This window comes from Xanthomonas sp. NCPPB 3174 (assembly GCF_056725205.1).
Genome location: NZ_CM161517.1, coordinates 1074488 through 1091604, shown reverse-complemented (window position 1 = coordinate 1091604; position 17117 = coordinate 1074488). Strand labels below are relative to the sequence as shown.

Here is a 17117-nt window from a genome sequence, read left to right as displayed (position 1 = left end):
GGTGCAATCCGATTCCTCATGAGGGGCGGATGAGGGTACGGGCGAAGCCTGGTGCAACCTGATTTCTCATGAGGGCGGATGAGGTGCAAACGAAGCTCCGTGCAACCCAACACCACGAGGCTGCGCCCGTACCCTCACCCCCGGCCCCTCTCCCGACGGGAGAGGGGAGTGTCACTCGGGGTCGAGGCGTGCAGGCGCATCACTTGCGCTGATCGATCGGCACGAACGCCTGATCCTCCGGCCCCACGTAGTTCGCGCTGGGGCGGATGATCTTGCCGTCGATGCGCTGCTCGATGATGTGCGCGCTCCAGCCGGCGGTGCGGGCGATCACGAACAGCGGGGTGAACATCGCCGTCGGCACGCCCATCATGTGGTAGCTGACCGCGCTGAACCAGTCCAGGTTCGGGAACATCTTCTTGATGTCCCACATCACCGTCTCCAGCCGCTCGGCAATGTCGTACATCTTGCGGCTGCCCTGCGCCTCGGACAGTTCGCGCGCCACGTCCTTGATGACCTGGTTGCGCGGGTCCGACACCGTGTACACCGGGTGGCCGAAGCCGATGATCACTTCCTTGCGCTCGACCCGCGCGCGGATGTCGGCCTCGGCCTCGTCCGGGGTGTCGTAGCGCTTCTGCACCTCGAAGGCGACCTCGTTGGCGCCGCCGTGCTTGGGCCCGCGCAGCGCGCCGATGCCGCCGGCGATGGCGCTGTACATGTCGCTGCCGGTACCGGCGATGACCCGGCAGGCAAAGGTGGAGGCGTTGAACTCGTGCTCGGCGTACAGGATCAGGCTGGTGTGCATCGCCTGCACCCATTCCTCGTGTGGCTTGAAGCCGTGCAGCAGGCGCAGGAAATGCCCGCCGATCGAATCGTCGTCGGTCTCCACCTCGATGCGCCGGCCGTTGTGGCTGTAGTGGTACCAGTACAGCAGCATCGAGCCGAGGCTGGCCATCAGCTTGTCGGCGATGTCGCGCGCGCCGGGATGGTTGTGGTCGTCCTTCTCCGGCTGCACGCAGCCCAGCACCGACACGCCGGTGCGCATCACGTCCATCGGATGCGCCGACGGCGGCAACTGCTCCAGCGCGGCCTTGACCGCGGCCGGGATGCCGCGCAGCGAGCGCAGCTTGGCCTTGTAGCCGCGCAGCTCGCTGTTGCTTGGCAGCTTGCCGTGCACCAGCAGGTAGGCGATCTCCTCGAACTGGCTGGTGCGGGCCAGGTCCAGGATGTCGTAGCCGCGGTAGTGCAGGTCGTTGCCGCTGCGGCCCACCGTGCACAGCGCGGTGTTGCCGGCGGCGGTGCCGGACAGGGCCACCGATTTCTTCGGCTTGAAGGCGGGGGCGGTCTGCGGAGCGGTGTCGTTCATGGCGAATCTCCCGGTGTTGCGGTCGGATGAGTGCGGTGGATCAGGGGGCCTGCGGTTGCGGCGGCGGCGTGACGCCGGCGCGCTCGAGCAGTTGCTGCAGCATGAGGATCTGACGGTTCTGCAGTTCCACCAGCGTCGCCCAGTCCTGCTCGCGCAGCTGGTTGAGCTTCTCGTGCACCTGCAGGATCTCCAGCTCGGCCTTGATGTTCACTTCGTAGTCGTTCTGCGCATGCAGGCGGTCCACCGCCGCCTGGCGGTTCTGGCTCATCATGATCACCGGCGCCTGGATCGCGGCCAGGCACGACAGACACAGGTTGAGCAGGATGTAGGGATACGGATCGAAGGCGTGCGCCAGCACCAGGCTGTTGAGCACGATCCAGCCCAGCAGCACCACGCAGAAGCCGATGATGAAGCTCCAGCTGCCGCCGATCGCGGCGACGCGGTCGGCGACGCGCTCGCCCAGCGAGCGGTCGCGGTCGGCCTGCGTGACGATGTCGCGGGCCACGTGGCGCTTGGCGATGAAGCGCTCCACCACCTCGCGCTCGGCCTCGGACAGCTTGTCCAGTTCGGTCTGCAGCAGGTGTCGCGCGGTCTGGCGGCGATCGATGCGGCTGCGCAGGAACGACGCAGCGCTGGCGTGGGTATTCATGGGCAGGCCCGGGCAGGAAAATCGCCGCCGATCATGCGCCCTTGCCGGCGAACAGCGCATCCAGGCGCTGCTCGAAGGCGTGGTAGCCGATGCGCTCGTACAGTTCCTCGCGGGTCTGCATGCGCTCCAGCACTCCCTGCTGGTGGCCGTCGCGGCGGATCGCGGTGTATACGTCCTCGGCGGCCTTGTTGGCGGCGCGGAACGCCGACAGCGGGAACAGCTGGATCGCCACGCCGGCCGAAGCCAGTTCGTCTCGGGTGAACAGCGGGGTCTTGCCGAACTCGGTGATGTTGGCCAACACCGGCACCTTCACCGCGTCGACGAAACGGCGGTAGGTGTCCAGGTCGTAGGCGGCCTCGGCGAAGATGCCGTCGGCACCGGCCTCCACGCAGGCGATGGCGCGCTCGATCGCCGCGTCCACGCCTTCGGTCTGGATCGCGTCGGTGCGCGCGATCAGGAAGAAGTCCGGATCGGTCTTGGCATCGGCCGCGGCCTTGACCCGGTCCACCATCTCGCCCTGGCTCACGATCTCCTTGCCCGGGCGGTGGCCGCAGCGCTTGGCGCCGACCTGGTCCTCGATGTGGCAGGCGGCCGCGCCGGCCTTGATCAGCGCCTTGATCGTGCGCTCGATGTTGAACGCGCTCGGGCCGAAGCCGGTGTCGATGTCCACCAGCAGCGGCAGCGGGCACACGTCGGTGATGCGACGCACGTCGATCAGCACGTCCTCCAGGGTGTTGATGCCCAGATCCGGCAGGCCCAGCGAGCCGGCGGCGACGCCGCCGCCGGACAGGTAGATGGCCTTGTAGCCGGCGCGCTGCGCCAGCAGCGCATGATTGGCGTTGATCGCACCGATCACCTGCAACGGCGCTTCGGCGGCCAGGGCGGCGCGGAAACCGGCGCCGGGGGAAACGAGGGACATGGGCGGCTCCTGACGAAGAGGCGGCAATGCCCCGCCGGGCGTTCCGCGATGGGCGCCAATCTGGCACTCTCGCCGGCATGGATCAATCTTGATTCAATGAATCAACCTATCGTCCCTTCATGTCCGACAGCCCTGACCGCAACCTGATCTCCGCCGCGCAGGCCTGCGCCCTGCTCGGCATCAGCAGCGCCACCCTGTATGCCTACGTCAGCCGTGGCCTGCTCAGCTCGCGCGCCGGCGCCGACCACCGCAGCCGCGCCTACCTGCGCGCCGAAGTGGAGCGGCTGGCGCAGCGCAAGCGCGCCGGCCGCGGCGCCGCGCGCGGTGCCGCGCAGAGCCTGGACCGCGGCCTGCCGGTGCTGGAGACGCGGATCTCGCTGATCCGCCCCGACGGCCCCTACTACCGCGGGCGTTCGGCGGTGGCCATGGTCCGCGCCGGCGCCAGCCTGGAGGACGTCGCGCGGCTGCTGTGGGACTGCCCGGACGGCGAAGACCCGTTCGCCAGCGCGCCGGTCGCGCCGTGGCCGGCGGTGCTGGCGCCGCTGGCCGGGCATGCCGCGCTGCCGCCGCTGGAACGCGCCATGGCCTGCATCCCGCTGCTGGCCCTGGACCTGCGCCAATCGCTCAACGCCGCCCCCGGCGTGCGCCGCGAGATCGCCGCCACCCTGCTGCGGCAGAACGCCGCGCTGCTGGTCGGCACCGCGCCGGACGCGCGCCCGCTGCATCGCCTGATCGCCGACCACTGGCGTCCCGGCGATGCCGACTTCGCCGAACTGGTGCGCGCCGCGCTGCTGCTGTGCGCCGACCACGAGCTCAACGTCTCTGCCTTCGCCGCCCGCGTGGTCGCCTCCACTGGCGCGCCACTGCACGCCACGGTCAGCGCCGGCCTGGCCGCGCTGTCCGGCCCGCGCCACGGCGGCGCCACCGCCCGCGCCCACGCCCTGCTGCGCGACGCCCAGGACGCGCCCAGCGCCGCCGCCCTGATCGCCGAACGCTGGCAGCGCGGCGACGACCTGCCCGGCTTCCACCACGCCCTGTACCCCGACGGCGACCCACGCGCGGCCGAAGTGCTGCGCCTGCTGCGCGAACGTTGCGCGGGTAGCGCACGCATGCAGCACGTGGACGCGGTGATCGCCGCCGCCCAGGACTGCAGCGGCCAGCGCCCGAACATCGACTGCCTGCTGGCCGCGCTCTGCTTCGTCCACGACCTGCCAGCGGCGCACGCCCTGGTGCTGTTTGCCGCCGCCCGCCAGGCCGGTTGGCTGGCCCACGCCCTGGAGCAGCAGGCCCTGGGCAAACTGATCCGACCACGCGCCCGCTACACCGGGGCGATGCCGGAGGATGGCGCTGGGCGCGGCTGAAACGTCGGGAGACGCCAAACCCGTTCAGCGCCCCCATCTCGCCAAGGTCGCGCCATCGGTGTACAAATGTACACCATGATCCCCCTGTCCCCGCAGCGCGCCGCCATCCTTGCCTACGTCCACGCCTGCGCCGAGCAGGACGGGCGGCCGCCGAGCCTGGCCGAGATCGCCGAACGCTTCGGCTTCGCCTCGCGCAATGCCGCGCGCAAGCACGTGCAGGCGCTGGTCGAGGCCGGGCTGCTGGCGCAGGTGCCGCAGCAGGCGCGCAGCCTGCGCCCGGCGCAGGCCGGCAACCGCAGCGAACTGCTGCAGCTGCCGGTGCTGGGCCGGGTCGCCGCCGGCGCGCCGATCGGTGCCGACATCGGCCTGGACCAGCAGTTGCGCCTGGACCGTGCGGTGTTCGCGCTGCGTCCGGACTACCTGCTGCGGGTGCAGGGCGACTCGATGATCGACGACGGCATCCTCGACGGCGACCTGGTCGGGGTGCGCCGCGCCGCCGACGCGCGCAACGGCCAGATCGTGGTGGCGCGGCTGGACGGCGAACTCACCATCAAGCGCTACCGCGCCGATGGCGATGGCATCGCGCTGCTGCCGCGCAATCCCGCCTATGCGCCGATCGTGGTCGCTCCTGGGCAGGACTTCGCCATCGAAGGGCATTACTGCGGCCTGATCCGGCCCGGCTGATGGCCGCCGTCGTCGCCCTCGACCGCCTGCTGGCCGAGCGCCGGGTCTGGCGCGGCCAGCCGACGGCGCTGCCGCACAGCGCCCAGCCCACCGGGCACGCCGCGCTGGACGCGGTGCTGCCCGCGCGCGGCTGGCCGGAGATGGCGCTGACCGAGCTGCTGCACGCTGCCGACGGCATCGGCGAACTGCAGCTGCTGTGGCCGACCCTGGCGCGGCTGTCGCAGGGCGGCGGCCGCATCGTGCTGGTCGATCCGCCGTACCTGCCCTACCCCGCCGCCTGGGCCCAGGCCGGCGTGGCGCTGGCGCAACTGCAGATCGTCCGCGCCGGCGCCGACGCGGCCTGGGCCGCCGAGCAGTGCCTGCGCGCCGGCAGTTGCGCGGCGGTGCTGTGCTGGCCGGGGCTGGCCGCCGACAAGACCCTGCGCCGGCTGCAGGTGGCCGCCGAGACCGGACGCACCCTGGGCTTCGCCTATCGGCCGCTGAAGGCCGCCGCCAATCCGTCGCCGGCCGCGCTGCGCATCGCCATCGATGGCGCGCCGGCGCAGCTGCGCGTGCTCAAGTGCCGCGGCGGGCTGCCGCCGGCGCAGCCGATCGCCCTGTCTGCTCTGGCGACCGGGTGAGGCCGCGGGCATGCGCTGGGCCTGCATCCTGTTGCCGCAACTGGCGCTGGACACCGTCCTGCGCCGCTGGCCGTCGCCGGACGAACCGCTGGCGCTGCTCGACGGCCCGCCGCAGCGGCGCACGCTGAAGGCGGTCAACGCCGCCGCGCGCGCCCGCGGCCTGCGCCCCGGGCAATCGTTGGTGACCGCGCAGGCGCTGTGCGACCGCTTCGCCACCGCCCTGCACGATGCCGAGGAAAGCCGCCGCAGCCAGCAGTTCCTGGCCGCCTGGGCGTACCGCTTCAGTTCGCTGGTCAGCACCGACTACCCCGGCGCGCTGCTGCTGGAGATCGAGGCCAGCCTCGGCCTGTTCGGGCCCTGGCCGCGCTTCGAGGCGCGGCTGCGCGAGGAACTGACCGCGCTGGGCTTCCGCCACCGCATCGTGGTCGCGCCGCATCCACTGGCCGCGCGCGCACTGGTCAATGCCCACGATGGCATCGCCCTGCTCGACAACGCCGCGCTGCAGCGCGCGCTGGGGCAGTTGCCGATCGCCCGTGCCGGGCTGCCGCCGGCCCTGGCCGACGGCTTCGCGCGGATGGGCCTGCGCCGCCTGCAGCAACTGTTCGCCCTGCCGCGCACCGCGCTGGCACGGCGCTATCCGCCGGCCCTGCTGCAGCACCTGGATGCGCTGCGCGGGCAGGCGCCGCTGCCGTTGCAGTACTACCTGCCGCCGGATCGCTTCGATGCGCGTGTGGAACTGGGCTATGCCACCGAATCCAACCAGGCGCTGCTGTTCCCGCTGCGCCGCCTGACCCAGGACCTGGCCGCGTTCCTGGCCGGACGCGACGGCGGCGTGCAGCGCTTCCGCCTGCTGCTGGAGCACGAGGACCTGGAGCCCAGCGTGGTGCCGGTGGGCCTGCTCGCCGCCGAGCGCGATGCGGCGATGCTGTTCGAACTGGCGCGCGGGCGCCTGCAGCAGGCCAGTGTGCCGGCGCCGGTGCAGGCGCTGCGCCTGTGCGCCGACGAACTGCCGCCGTTCGTGCCGGCCGCGCGCGAACTGTTCGACGAGCGCGCGCAGCAGGCGCTGCCGTGGGAGCAACTGCGCGAACGCCTGCGTGCGCGCCTGGGCGACGACGCCGTGCATGGCCTGCGCGCGCACGCCGACCACCGCCCGGAACTGGCCTGGCGCGCCGAGTCCACGCCGGCGCGCAGCACGGCCACGCCCGCCGCCAACGCGCCACCACGGCCCGGCTGGCTGCTGGCGCGGCCAGTGCCGCTGCGCGAACGCGCGCCCGAGCGCCTTGCCGGGCCGGAACGTATCGAGAGCGGCTGGTGGGACGACGGCGACGTGCGTCGCGACTACTACGTCGTGCGCACCCGCCAGGGCCAGCGCGCCTGGGCCTTCGCCCCGGCCGACGCACCGGACGCACTGATGCTGCACGGCTGGTTCGCATGAGCCACACCCCGCCGCACCCGCGCATGCCGCCGCGCCTGCGGCTGCTGCCGACGCCGGCGCCTGCGCAAACCAGCGCGCCCGCCACCAGCGCGCCACGTGCGCCAGCCGGCGCAGCGCTGCCCGACTACGCCGAACTGCATTGCCTGTCCAACTTCAGCTTCCAGCGTGGCGCCTCGCACCCCTGGGAACTGTGCGAACGCGCGCTGCGCCACGGTTACCGTGCGCTGGCAATCACCGACGAATGCAGCCTGGCCGGCATCGTGCGTGCGTGGCAGGCGGCCCGGGACATGGACCTGCACCTCATCGTCGGCAGCGAGATCCAGTTCGAGCATGGCCCCAAGCTGGTGCTGCTGGCCGAGACCCTGCACGGCTACCAGCGGCTGTGCCGGCTGATCACCCTGGCGCGGCGCCGCGCCAACAAGGGCAGCTACCGCGCGCTGCGCGAGGATCTGGCCAGCGCGGACGACGGCTCGGGCCTGCTGTGCCTGTGGCTGCCGCGCGGCGACGGCAACGACGCCGCGGACGGCGCCTGGCTGCAAGCACGTTTTCCGCAGCGGCTCTGGCTGGCAGTGGAACTGCTGCGCGGCCCCGACGATGCCGCGCTGCTGCAGGCGCGCCTGCAGTTGGCGCATGCGCTGCAGCTACCGGCCGTGGCCAGCGGCGACGTGCACATGCACGCACGCGGCCGTCGCGCCCTGCAGGACACCTTGACCGCGATCCGTCATCGCCTGCCGCTGCACGAAGCCGGCGCCTACCTGTACCCCAATGGCGAACGCCACCTGCGCCCGCGCGCCACGCTGGCGTCGCTGTATCCGCCGGCGCTGCTGGCCGAAACGGTGCGCATCGCCCAGCGCTGCACATTCAACCTCGGCCAACTGAAGTACGAATACCCGCACGAACTGGTGCCCCCCGCGCACACGCCCACGCAATGGCTGCGCATCCTCACCGAACGCGGCGCGGCCGAGCGCTGGCCGCACGGCGTGCCGGACAAGGCGCGGCGCCTGATCGAACACGAACTCGGCGTGATCGAGCGGCTGAAGTACGAGTCCTACTTCCTCACCGTTTACGACCTGGTGCGCTTCGCACGCTCCAAGGACATCCTGTGCCAGGGCCGCGGCTCGGCGGCGAACTCGGCGGTGTGCTACGCGCTGGGCATCACCGCGATCGATCCGGACCGCATCGGCATGCTGTTCGAACGCTTCATTTCCGAAGAGCGCAAGGAGCGGCCGGACATCGACATCGATTTCGAGCATGACCGCCGCGAGGAAGTGATCCAGTACATCTTCAGCCACTACGGGCGCGAGCGCGCTGCGCTGGCCGCGGTGGCGATCAGCTACCACACGCGCAGCGCGGTACGCGACGTGGCGCGCGCACTGGGCCTGCCCAGCGACACCGTAGACGCGCTGTCCTCCGCACTGGGCCAGCGCGATCCGGTGGAATCGGCGCAGGAGCTGCTGCGCGAACGCGGCTTCGATCCGGACACGCCGGTGATGCGGCGGCTGCTGGTGCTCGCCAGCCAACTGATCGGCTTCCCGCGGCACCTGTCGCAGCATCCCGGCGGCTTCGTCATCTCCGAGCATGCGCTGCACACCCTGGTGCCGGTGGAGAACGCGACCATGGCCGAGCGCACGGTGATCCAGTGGGACAAGGACGACCTGGAGCTGGTCGGGCTGATGAAGGTCGACGTGCTCGCGCTGGGCATGCTCAGCGCGCTGCGGCGCACCCTGGACCTGCTGCGCGCGCACCGCGGCCGCGACTACACGCTCGCCACCATTCCCGCCGAAGACCCGCAGACCTACGCGATGATCCAGCGCGCCGACACCATCGGCGTGTTCCAGATCGAATCGCGCGCGCAGATGGCGATGCTGCCGCGACTGCAGCCGAAAGAGTTCTACGACCTAGTCATCCAGGTGGCGATCGTGCGCCCCGGCCCGATCCAGGGCGGCATGGTGCATCCGTACCTGCGCCGGCGCAGCGGCGAGGAAGCCACCGACGATCTGCCAGACGAGTTGCGCGAGGTCTTCAAACGCACGCTCGGCGTACCGCTGTTCCAGGAACAGGTGATGCAACTCGCGGTGGTCGCTGCCGGCTACACGCCGGGCCAGGCCGATCAGCTGCGCCGTTCGATGGCGGCCTGGAAACGCCACGGCGGGCTGGAACCGCATCGCGAGAAATTGTTGGAAGGCATGCTGAAGAAGAACTACACCGCCGAATTCGCCGGACGCATCTTCGAGCAGATCAAGGGCTTCGGCAGCTACGGGTTTCCCGAGAGCCACGCCGCCAGTTTCGCCCTGCTCACCTACGCCAGTTGCTGGCTCAAGTGCCACGAGCCGGCGGCGTTCACCTGCGCGCTGATCAACAGTTGGCCGATGGGCTTCTACAGCCCCGATCAGTTGCTGCAGGACGCGCGCCGCCACGGCCTGCAGGTGCGGCCGGTGGACGTGCGCTACAGCGACTGGGACTGCAGCCTGGAAGCGTACAGCCCCGACCCGCAGGTGCAGCCGGCGATCCGCCTGGGCCTGCGCCTGGTCCGCGGCCTGGCCGAGGACGCCGCGCTGCGCCTGCAGCAGGCGCGCGCGCAGTCGCCGTTCCACGACCTCTCCGACCTGTGTCACAGCGCCGCGCTCGACGACAAGGCCCGCGCCGCGCTCGCCGACGCCGGCGCGTTGAAAGCCCTGGCCGGCCATCGCCATCGTGCCCGCTGGGCCGTGGCCGGCGTCGAGGCGCAGCGCCCGCTGTTCGAAGCGCTCGCAGCGACGCCCGAACAGCAGGTCGCGCTACCGCTGCCCAGCCAGGGCGAAGACATCCGCGCCGACTACGCGACGCTCGGCACCACCCTGGGCAAGCACCCGCTGACCCTGCTGCGCGCGCAGCTGCGCGCGCGCCGCTACCGCCATTCCGGCGAACTGCGCGCGCTGCCGCACGCCAGTGCCGTCGCCATCGCCGGCCTGGTCACCATGCGCCAGCGCCCGCAGACCGCCAGCGGCGTCACCTTCGTCACCCTCGAAGACGAGCACGGCCTGGTCAACGTGGTGGTGTGGCGGCGCTTGGCCGAGCGCCAGCGCCAGGCCCTGCTCGAATCCCGGCTGCTGCTGGTGCGCGGTCGCGTCGAGACCGAAGGCAAGGTCCGCCACCTGATCGCCGGCCATCTCGAAGACCTGACGCCCATGCTGCTCGGCCTGGACATCCGCAGCCGGGATTTTCATTGAGGTGGTGCCGCGGCGGCGCGCGGATGGACGCGATGCCTGCGCACGTGCAGTTGCGCTCGCTACTGTGACATCCACAAGTTCAGGACTGCCTACCCAGCGCAGCCAGCAGCGTCTGCACGCCTTTCCAGCCCCAGTACACGCGATGGCAGGCGATCAACCCAGCGGCGTCCAGGTCCATCACTTCCACCAGATCGACCTGATCGCCCTGCGGGGTTTCGCGCGGATATTCCCAGACCAATTGCAGCCCCGACACATGCCGGCGGCCGCTGCGATACCAACGCCCCAGGCCGTTCTCGGGCTGGGCAAAGGACGCAGCGAAGAAGGCCGCGATGGCGTCGCGCCCCTGCAGCCGCCCGTCCTGCCGCGCCGCCGACGCCACATAGGCCAACGGCGATTCCAACTGCGCATCCGGCGCATACAGCGCCATCAACGCCGGCAAATCGCGCGCGACCACATGCCGATGCCAATGTTCGAACACGAGGTGCGCATCGCGCTCGATGGGGTTCGGCGACGTTTCGTTCGTCTGCATCGGCAGGCTCCGGTGGGAATCCGCGCAGTCTAGGAATCCGCCAGGCACATCGTTTCGGTGCGCATCGAAACATTGCGGCGTGGCCAGCCCTATGATCACCACGTCCATCAGGAGCGTGACGATGCATCTGGAAGACCCCAAGCTGGCAGCGACCGCGTTCCTGATCGCCGACCCGGCCCGCGCCGCCATGCTGATGGCGTTGGTCGATGGGCGCGCACTGCCGGCTGGCGAACTGGCCTTCGCCGGCGGCGTCACCCCGCAGACCGCGAGCGCACACCTGGCAAAACTGCTGGACGGCGGCCTGCTCGCGGTCGAGGTCCAAGGCCGCCACCGCTACTACCGCCTGGCCAACGCGCACGTCGCCACCGTGCTCGAGACGCTGGCCACTCTCGCGCCACCACAGACATCACGCCGCCGCACCCCGCATCGCGACGCCCAATCGCTGCGCCTGGCACGCTGCTGCTACGACCACCTCGCCGGGCGTCTCGGCGTGGCGATCACCGAGGCACTGGAACAGCGCGCCTGGCTGACCGGCGACGACGACACCAACCGCTACGCCATCTCTCCCGAAGGCGCGGCATGGTTCGCGCGCATGGGCGTGGAGCTGCCACAGCTTGCCCAAAGCCGCCGGGCTCTGGCCCGGCGCTGCCTGGACTGGACCGAACGTCGCCACCACCTCGCCGGCGCCCTGGGCGCCGCCCTGCTCGATCAGTTCTGCGCCAGACACTGGCTACGCCGCCTCGACGGCTCCCGCGCGTTGGTGATCACCGATCTAGGCTGGGCCGGCCTACTCGTCGAACTCGGCATTCGGCGGTTCGAAGACGAGGCCGTGGCGCTGCCCTCCTGACGCAGGACGATCGGCGCGCGTGGTGGACGGCGACGCCCCATTGCCTTGCCTGACGCATGCGCGCCGGCCACCGGCACCGACTACACGGTCTCCGTCACCTCATCCAACGCGGACACTGCAGCCAAGCCACATGCCTTTTCAGTTGCCAACACCATCAGCACGTCGCTGACGGTAGCAGGATTACTTGAACATGTCGGTCTGGAGCCCATCATCCAGCGCATACCGCCGCTGACAATGCTCGCAGAAAAACGCGCGCCGCTGCGCCTTGCCGAGTTGCTTGCGATAGGTGAGCAAATGACCGTCGCGCGGACACACCGTCTTGGTGTGCACCTGATAGTGCTTCTTCAGTTCGTAGGCTTTCTTCCAGCGATAGAAATCGAAGCTGTACTCGCGCGCCTGCGTCACCAGTTCGCCCAGCTTGCGCGGCGGCAACGCACCGATCTCGCTCTCCGGATGCACACGAATCCGGTGCAGCACCTCGTTCTTGATGATGTTGCCGACGCCGGCGAACACATCCTGATCCAGCAAGGCATCGGCAGCGAGCGTCTGCGGCCGCAGCCGCAACTTGCGCCGCGCCTGCGCCGCATCCCAGTCGGGATTCATCACGTCCGCCGTCCAGTCGTAGACCGCATCCAGCGGACCGTCGATGAACTTGATCGAACACGCGTAGAAGTTCAGCTCCTCGCCCTTGGCGAAGCCCAGGCTCAGACGCGCCGACGCGTCCTTACGTGCATTGATCCGGTAGCTACCGAACAGCAGGAAATGGATGCGCACACTGAACGCATCGAACTCGATCAGGAAATGCTTGCCCCAACTGCGCAGCGACAGAATCTTGCGATTGCGCATTCGCTCCAGGTCCAGCTTGCTGTTGCCGGAGACCCGCAACACCTTGCGCCCGGCGAACGCGGCGGCTTCTTCTTTGAGGATGACGATCGAGGGACCTTCGGGCATGGTCTCAGTATCGAGCGCTGGCGTGAGCGGGTCGTGAGCCTAACCCTACATGGCAACCTGGGAGAGGCTGCATCGGCGGGGTGACAGCGACACCTCAAAAGAAAACCCCCACTTCCGCAGGGATCTTCTTAGTAACTAAAATCCACTATCCTTTGAAGCTTTTGCAGGCTTCAGCGAAGGCCTTAACGATTTCGCCGATCGGCGTCGCGAGGACGCCACTTGTAGGCTCATCGCTACTCTTGACTTGTGGCTCGGACGACATCTTGACCAGAGCGAGAATGATCGAAAGTGGCACTGCCGCGGACACTGTCAGGACAACTGCGTAGAAAGTTAGTGCTTGAACCTTTACGCCGCTGAATGCAAGTAGCAAAGCCTTACCATGCCAGAGCGACCACAGCAGGCATAGCAGATTTAGAAGGAACAGGCCTGTGGCAATCAGCAGGCTGTTAAATAGAAAACTCCGCATCCGATAGCGCTGGATGAAGTTCTTTGCTTGCTGGTCAGTGGGAGGCACCGCCAAAACCACTTGACCAGACTGCCTAGCGGAATCACCGGCGCGGTTTTCACCGGATAAATCGGTCGTGGGATCGACCGAGTCATTCATCGGGCAAGCCCCAAATTCTTCAGGCGGTAGCTCATCGCCACGTCTGAGACATGGAATGCCCGCGCAAGCTCTGTAGTGGATGAAATGCGCCTGTCGAGTACCAGCGTCTTCACTGCGAACTCAGGCATCAGCAACTCAGCGGCAAACCTATTCGCCGCCACTTCCTTAGGATCCCAAGTGGCAGTACTGAAAGCGGCTGCCGTATCGCGGGGACTGTCTTGGTGTCCAAGCGCATGATGTCCCAACTCGTGAGCGATCGTGAACCGTTGGCGATTGGGAGGATCCTGCACGTTGTAAAGGATCCGCGGACGGGCGCCTTGATTGCGCAGGTACCAACCGCTCGCACCCTGCAGTTGCGCCGCTGTGCAGGGGACAAGCTCAATACCTTCCCGCCTAGCGATGTCGGAGGCATCGACTGGAATTGGACGACCGCTCCAATGACGAACGAGCAGATCGTTTGCTGCTTTCCGTTCAAACATCGGCTGACCTCTCATTCTCCTGAGTGCGCATCTGGAACATCCGTGTGAAACGTACGCCAACGGGCATGCCCACAAGCTTACGCCACCAAACTATCATTTAGTAATCCCACTAACAACTGCCGCGTACGCCCTTAGGCCAAGCAATTACGAAAAAACCGGCTCAAGGCCGGTTTAGTCAAACAACGCTGATTGCATGGTGGGCGGTGCAGGGTTCGAACCTGCGACCCTTGCCGTGTGAAGGCAATGCTCTACCGCTGAGCTAACCGCCCGTGTCGCGAGCCGCACATTATAGGGCTGTGGCGCGCGGCGTCAATGGGTCCTGTCGAGGACCGTGGCGCGGCGTCGCCACGGCGCCGCTACATGGTCTGGGTGGGCTTGTCGGCGTTGAGGGTGCCGGCCAGCTGGGTCTCGATCTTGGTGCGGATGGTCTCGCCTTCGCTGTTGTCCGGCAGTTGCACGCCGATGCCGGCGGCGCGGTTGCCCTGGGCGCCGACCGGGGTCACCCAGATCACCTTGCCGGCCACCGGCAGGCGCTCGCTGGAATCGGGCAGGGTCAGCAGCAGGAACACCTCGTCGCCGAGGAAGTAGCGCTTGGGGGTAGGCACGAAGATGCCGCCGTTCTTCACGAACGGCATGTAGGCGTTGTATAGCGCCGCCTTGTCCTTCACCGCCAGCGACAGGATGCCCTGGCGTCCGCTCATCGCGCTCATCGTTATGCCCCTCTCCGGGCCGGGCGATCGCCATCGCGCCAGGCCAGCAACAGTTCCGCGATCGCCAGGTCGGCGCGCACGGTGGTCCGCAGCAGATCGCGAGTGCGATTGACGGCGTCGAACCACGCGGCCAGCTTGTGCAATCGCGCCGGGTCGGTCAAGCCGGCCTGCGACGCCTGGGCAAGCGCTAGGTCGGCGGCATGGCCCAGGCGCTGCTCGGCGAGTGCGTCCCCGCTCCAGCGCTGCGCGGCGTCCAGCGCGCCGAGCTTGCCGGCAGCGACCTGCTCCAGGTCGGCGGCCACCTGCCGGCGCAGCTTCAATCCGTCCTCGCGCAACCACTGTGCGGCCAGGCCGGGATGGCCGCGCGCGGCATCCAGCGCTTCGCGTGCGGTCTTCTCGGGAAAGTCCTGGGCCAGCAGCCAGGCGATCGCTTCGTCGGCCGGCGGCAGCTTGAACTCCAGGCGCTGGCAGCGGCTGCGGATGGTCGCCGGCAGCCGCGCCGGCTGCGCGCTGATCAGCCACAGATAGCGGCCGGGCTGCGGCTCTTCCAACGTCTTCAGCAGGGCGTTGCAGGCGGCGCGGTTGATCGCGTCGGCCGGGTCCACCACCACCACCTGGGCCACGCCGTACTGCGGGGTCAACGCCAGCTTCTGCGAGATCTCGCGCACCTGCTCGATGACGATCTCGGTGCGCAGCTTGTCGCCGGTGCGGTTGGGAATGAACGAGATCAGTTGCAGGTCGGGATGGGTGCCGGCAGCGATCAGCTGCGCGCTGCGCAGGGCCGCGGCCGGCTCGCCCTGGCCGAGCACGTGCGCGGCCAGCTTCAGCGCCACCGCGCGCTTGCCCAGGCCTTCCGGCCCGCAGATCAGCAGGCCATGGCCGAGGCGGCCGGCATCGAGCGCGGCCACGGTCTGGTCGTAGGCGCGCTGCTGCCACGGCGCAAACGGCAGATCGCTCATGGCGTCGGCTCCCGTTGCTGCTGCATCCACGCCGCCAGCGCGGCGGCAACCGCCTGGGCGACCGCCTGTGGCGGCTGGCTGGCGTCGATGACGCGGAAGCGCTGCGGATCCTGCGCGGCACGCTGGCGGAAGCCGGCACGCACGCGCTGGAAGAAATCGTCCTGCTCGCTCTCGATCCGGTCCGGCCACAGGTCGCGACCGCTGGTGCGGGCGCGGCCGATCTGCACGTCCAGGTCCAGCAGCAGGGTCAGGCCCGGCTGCAGGCCGACCGCGCGCCGTTCCAGGTCGGCGATCCAGGCGCGGTCCAGGCCGCGGCCTTCGCCCTGGTAGGCGTAGCTGGAATCGGTGAAGCGGTCGCTGACCACATAGGCGCCGCGCTGCAGCGCCGGCCGGATCACCTCGCGCACGTGCTGCGCGCGCGCGGCGAACACCAGCAGCAGTTCGGTCTCGGCGGCCAGCGGCTCGGCGACTTCGCCGGGCGTCTTGTCCAGCAGCAGCGCGCGGATGCGCTCGGCCAGCGGCGTGCCGCCCGGTTCGCGGGTCAGCACCACTTCGCGGCCCTGCGCCTGCAATGCGTCGCGGATCGCGTTGATCGCGGTGGTCTTGCCGGCGCCCTCGCCGCCTTCCAGGCTGACGAAGCGATGGTGACGCAGCACGGCCTCGCTCATGGCGACACCGCCGCGCCGTTGCGCGCCTGGCGCAGGCGCTGCAGGTAGCGCGCCACCGCCGCGTTGTGCTCGGCGTAGTTGGCGGAGAACGCATGCGCGCCGCTGCCGTCGCCAATGGCCACGAAGTACAGGCTGTCGCCCGGCGCCGGATTGGTGGCGGCACGCAGCGCCTCGCGCCCGGGCATGGCGATCGGGGTCGGGGTCAGGCCGGTGCGGGTGTAGGTGTTGTACGGCGTATCGGTCTCCAGGTCGCGCTTGCGGATGTTGCCGTCGTAGGCGCTGCCGATGCCGTAGATCACGCTCGGGTCGGTCTGCAGTTTCATGCCCAGTTGCAGGCGGCGCACGAACACGCCGGCGATCTGCGGGCGCTCGGCGGCCAGGCCGGTTTCCTTCTCCACGATCGAGGCCAGGATCAGCGCCTGCTCCGGCGACTGCAGTGGCAGGTCCTTGGCGCGCGCGTCCCAGGCATCGGCCAGGGCCTTGTCCATCGCCGCATGCGCGCGGCGCAGCAGTTGCAGGTCGGTGTCGCCGCGCTGGTAGAGGTAGGTTTCGGGCAGGAAGCGGCCTTCCGGGTGCTGGCCGGGTTGGCCGAGCTTGGCCATCAGTTCGCTGTCGCTGAGGTCGGCGGTGGTGTGCACCAGCGGCGTGGCCGCGTTCAAGGCGCTGCGCAACTGGCGCACGTTCCAGCCTTCGACGATGGTGAAGCGGTACTGGATCACCTGGCCCTTGCGCATGCGCAGCAGCAGCTCGCGCGGGCTCAGTGCCGGCTGCAACGCGTATTCGCCGAACTTGAGCTTGCCGGCCACGCCCAGTTCGCGCGCCAGCACCTGCCATTGCAGGTCGCTGCCCTGGGTCACGCCGGCGGCGCGCAGCTTGCGCAGCACGCCGTTGAGCGAGGCGCCGCGCGCCACCTCCACGCTGGGCTGGCTCGCCTGCAGCGGCTGCTCGGCGAAGGCGCGATAGCTGTGCCACCACCAGGCGCCGGCCGCGGCCACCAGCAGCGCCAGCACCAGCAATGTTCCCAGCAGGGTCAGACACCCGCGTTTAGCCCAAGCCACGACCACCTCGGAGCGAATTCAATGGCGTGCAGGATACCGCGCGGCCGGTGCTGCCCGGTATCGCGTCGCCCC

General features: G+C 69.4%; 17 protein-coding genes and 1 tRNA gene. 6 read left to right on the top strand and 12 right to left on the bottom strand.

Features of this window, described 5'->3' with window-relative positions:
* Window positions 1–199 precede the first annotated feature (199 nt).
* Genes prpC through prpB form a run of 3 tightly spaced genes read right to left on the bottom strand, consistent with a single transcriptional unit; the run spans window position 200 to window position 2931 of the window.
* Window positions 200–1363: a bifunctional 2-methylcitrate synthase/citrate synthase gene (gene prpC / locus AC1PK7_RS04965; protein WP_153751164.1), complete on the bottom strand. Its 1164-nt coding sequence runs from the start codon at window positions 1361–1363 to the stop codon at window positions 200–202.
* 40 nt (window positions 1364–1403) lie between these two features.
* Complete coding sequence (locus AC1PK7_RS04960) at window positions 1404–2012, bottom strand: DUF1003 domain-containing protein (RefSeq protein ID WP_481100040.1); 609 nt, start codon at window positions 2010–2012, stop codon at window positions 1404–1406.
* A 31-nt stretch (window positions 2013–2043) separates the two neighbouring features.
* Complete coding sequence (prpB, locus tag AC1PK7_RS04955; RefSeq protein ID WP_010342451.1) at window positions 2044–2931, bottom strand: methylisocitrate lyase; 888 nt, start codon at window positions 2929–2931, stop codon at window positions 2044–2046.
* 119 nt (window positions 2932–3050) lie between these two features.
* Here prpB and AC1PK7_RS04950 point away from each other — a divergent pair, with 119 nt between their 5' ends.
* The 5 genes from AC1PK7_RS04950 (at window position 3051) to AC1PK7_RS04930 (ending at window position 10240) form a co-directional block, all read left to right on the top strand.
* Window positions 3051–4292 carry a citrate/2-methylcitrate synthase gene (locus AC1PK7_RS04950; RefSeq protein ID WP_481100039.1) on the top strand — a complete coding sequence of 414 codons (1242 nt, stop codon included), beginning with the start codon at window positions 3051–3053 and terminating at the stop codon, window positions 4290–4292.
* A gap of 75 nt (window positions 4293–4367) precedes the next feature.
* On the top strand, window positions 4368–4976 hold the full coding sequence (gene lexA, locus AC1PK7_RS04945) for a transcriptional repressor LexA (RefSeq protein ID WP_481100038.1): 609 nt from the start codon (window positions 4368–4370) through the stop codon (window positions 4974–4976).
* On the top strand, window positions 4976–5596 hold the full coding sequence (imuA, locus tag AC1PK7_RS04940) for a translesion DNA synthesis-associated protein ImuA (protein WP_481100037.1): 621 nt from the start codon (window positions 4976–4978) through the stop codon (window positions 5594–5596). Before lexA ends, imuA begins: the two co-directional genes overlap by 1 nt.
* A gap of 10 nt (window positions 5597–5606) precedes the next feature.
* Window positions 5607–7031 (top strand): Y-family DNA polymerase, encoded by a 1425-nt coding sequence (locus AC1PK7_RS04935; protein WP_481100036.1) that lies wholly within the window; start codon window positions 5607–5609, stop codon window positions 7029–7031.
* Window positions 7028–10240 carry an error-prone DNA polymerase gene (locus AC1PK7_RS04930; protein ID WP_481100035.1) on the top strand — a complete coding sequence of 1071 codons (3213 nt, stop codon included), beginning with the start codon at window positions 7028–7030 and terminating at the stop codon, window positions 10238–10240. The genes AC1PK7_RS04935 and AC1PK7_RS04930 overlap by 4 nt, the downstream gene beginning before the upstream one ends.
* A gap of 79 nt (window positions 10241–10319) precedes the next feature.
* Here the strand turns inward: AC1PK7_RS04930 and AC1PK7_RS04925 are convergent, their stop codons facing one another.
* A complete protein-coding gene (locus tag AC1PK7_RS04925; protein ID WP_481100034.1) occupies window positions 10320–10877 on the bottom strand; it encodes a nuclear transport factor 2 family protein in 558 nt (185 codons plus the stop codon).
* A gap of 13 nt (window positions 10878–10890) precedes the next feature.
* Between AC1PK7_RS04925 and AC1PK7_RS04920 the strand changes: the two genes are divergently transcribed.
* Window positions 10891–11616, top strand: a complete 726-nt coding sequence (locus AC1PK7_RS04920) for an ArsR/SmtB family transcription factor (RefSeq protein WP_481100033.1) — start codon at window positions 10891–10893, stop codon at window positions 11614–11616.
* A 180-nt stretch (window positions 11617–11796) separates the two neighbouring features.
* Here the strand turns inward: AC1PK7_RS04920 and AC1PK7_RS04915 are convergent, their stop codons facing one another.
* The 8 genes from AC1PK7_RS04915 to mltG form a co-directional block, all read right to left on the bottom strand.
* Entirely contained in the window at window positions 11797–12567 is a 771-nt protein-coding gene (locus AC1PK7_RS04915) for a DNA-formamidopyrimidine glycosylase family protein (RefSeq protein WP_481100032.1), read from the bottom strand.
* A 145-nt stretch (window positions 12568–12712) separates the two neighbouring features.
* Complete coding sequence (locus tag AC1PK7_RS04910) at window positions 12713–13171, bottom strand: hypothetical protein (RefSeq protein ID WP_481100031.1); 459 nt, start codon at window positions 13169–13171, stop codon at window positions 12713–12715.
* Window positions 13168–13650 (bottom strand): ImmA/IrrE family metallo-endopeptidase, encoded by a 483-nt coding sequence (locus AC1PK7_RS04905; protein WP_481100030.1) that lies wholly within the window; start codon window positions 13648–13650, stop codon window positions 13168–13170. Before AC1PK7_RS04905 ends, AC1PK7_RS04910 begins: the two co-directional genes overlap by 4 nt.
* 194 nt (window positions 13651–13844) lie before the next feature.
* A tRNA-Val gene (locus AC1PK7_RS04900) sits at window positions 13845–13919 on the bottom strand.
* Window positions 13920–14006: 87 nt separating this feature from the next.
* Complete coding sequence (locus tag AC1PK7_RS04895; protein WP_160966255.1) at window positions 14007–14360, bottom strand: PilZ domain-containing protein; 354 nt, start codon at window positions 14358–14360, stop codon at window positions 14007–14009.
* A 2-nt stretch (window positions 14361–14362) separates the two neighbouring features.
* Entirely contained in the window at window positions 14363–15319 is a 957-nt protein-coding gene (locus AC1PK7_RS04890) for a DNA polymerase III subunit delta' (protein WP_481100029.1), read from the bottom strand.
* Window positions 15316–15987, bottom strand: coding sequence for a dTMP kinase (gene tmk / locus AC1PK7_RS04885; RefSeq protein ID WP_371181195.1), 672 nt, complete (start codon window positions 15985–15987; stop codon window positions 15316–15318). The genes AC1PK7_RS04890 and tmk overlap by 4 nt, the downstream gene beginning before the upstream one ends.
* Entirely contained in the window at window positions 15984–17051 is a 1068-nt protein-coding gene (mltG, locus tag AC1PK7_RS04880) for an endolytic transglycosylase MltG (RefSeq protein WP_481100028.1), read from the bottom strand. Before mltG ends, tmk begins: the two co-directional genes overlap by 4 nt.
* Window positions 17052–17117 lie beyond the last annotated feature (66 nt).

Excerpts from the sequence above, each read along its gene's own strand:
- tmk (WP_371181195.1), bottom strand. The coding sequence starts at position 15,987 with ATGAGCGAGGCCGTGCTGCGTCACCATCGCTTCGTCAGCCTGGAAGGC.
- lexA (WP_481100038.1), top strand. The coding sequence starts at position 4,368 with ATGATCCCCCTGTCCCCGCAGCGCGCCGCCATCCTTGCCTACGTCCAC.
- AC1PK7_RS04920 (WP_481100033.1), top strand. The coding sequence starts at position 10,891 with ATGCATCTGGAAGACCCCAAGCTGGCAGCGACCGCGTTCCTGATCGCC.
- AC1PK7_RS04950 (WP_481100039.1), top strand. The coding sequence starts at position 3,051 with ATGTCCGACAGCCCTGACCGCAACCTGATCTCCGCCGCGCAGGCCTGC.
- AC1PK7_RS04895 (WP_160966255.1), bottom strand. The coding sequence starts at position 14,360 with ATGAGCGCGATGAGCGGACGCCAGGGCATCCTGTCGCTGGCGGTGAAG.
- AC1PK7_RS04905 (WP_481100030.1), bottom strand. The coding sequence starts at position 13,650 with ATGTTTGAACGGAAAGCAGCAAACGATCTGCTCGTTCGTCATTGGAGC.
- AC1PK7_RS04915 (WP_481100032.1), bottom strand. The coding sequence starts at position 12,567 with ATGCCCGAAGGTCCCTCGATCGTCATCCTCAAAGAAGAAGCCGCCGCG.
- AC1PK7_RS04930 (WP_481100035.1), top strand. The coding sequence starts at position 7,028 with ATGAGCCACACCCCGCCGCACCCGCGCATGCCGCCGCGCCTGCGGCTG.
- AC1PK7_RS04890 (WP_481100029.1), bottom strand. The coding sequence starts at position 15,319 with ATGAGCGATCTGCCGTTTGCGCCGTGGCAGCAGCGCGCCTACGACCAG.
- AC1PK7_RS04910 (WP_481100031.1), bottom strand. The coding sequence starts at position 13,171 with ATGAATGACTCGGTCGATCCCACGACCGATTTATCCGGTGAAAACCGC.
- AC1PK7_RS04925 (WP_481100034.1), bottom strand. The coding sequence starts at position 10,877 with ATGGACGTGGTGATCATAGGGCTGGCCACGCCGCAATGTTTCGATGCG.
- AC1PK7_RS04935 (WP_481100036.1), top strand. The coding sequence starts at position 5,607 with ATGCGCTGGGCCTGCATCCTGTTGCCGCAACTGGCGCTGGACACCGTC.
- imuA (WP_481100037.1), top strand. The coding sequence starts at position 4,976 with ATGGCCGCCGTCGTCGCCCTCGACCGCCTGCTGGCCGAGCGCCGGGTC.
- prpB (WP_010342451.1), bottom strand. The coding sequence starts at position 2,931 with ATGTCCCTCGTTTCCCCCGGCGCCGGTTTCCGCGCCGCCCTGGCCGCC.
- prpC (WP_153751164.1), bottom strand. The coding sequence starts at position 1,363 with ATGAACGACACCGCTCCGCAGACCGCCCCCGCCTTCAAGCCGAAGAAA.
- AC1PK7_RS04960 (WP_481100040.1), bottom strand. The coding sequence starts at position 2,012 with ATGAATACCCACGCCAGCGCTGCGTCGTTCCTGCGCAGCCGCATCGAT.